Source organism: Agrobacterium sp. 10T429, assembly GCF_056393925.1.
This window is the reverse complement of record NZ_JBFTGV010000093.1, coordinates 1-374: the sequence shown is the minus strand read 5'-3', so window position 1 is coordinate 374 and position 374 is coordinate 1. Positions and strand designations below refer to the sequence as shown.

Genomic DNA, 374 nt, shown 5'->3' with positions numbered 1-374 from the left:
GTGTCATCCCTGCCACTGCCGGGCGAGCACCTCGCGCACGCGCGCCGATGCCTGCCGGTTCTCGCCGCCCAGCCGGCTGCGCAGGTCGCGCTCGGGGTCGGCGTCGATATCGGCCAGCGCAGCTTCCAGCGCCGTGCGCACCGTGGCGACGTCACCGGCTTCGGGCGCCTCGGCCCGGGCGACCGGCACGCGCCGCCACAGCAGGCCCAGCGTGGCGTAGTTGTCGATGTCGTAGGCCATCGGCGGTACGGTGGCCGCGAAGGCTTCGAGGTCCTCCACGCTGCGCATGGTGATGCGCGCCGCCGCTTCCTTGCCCATCGCATGCACCTGCACGCCGGGGTCCGCCAGCGCGACGATGCGGTTGGCCTGATAGC

The 374-nt window shown here is 73.3% G+C and carries 1 protein-coding gene; it reads right to left on the bottom strand.

Annotation, left to right across the window (positions count from 1 at the left end):
• Positions 1-3: 3 nt before the first annotated feature.
• A partial coding sequence (locus AC1DCP_RS26680; RefSeq protein WP_476774912.1) for a biotin-independent malonate decarboxylase subunit gamma occupies positions 4-374 on the bottom strand: 371 nt, incomplete at its 5' end.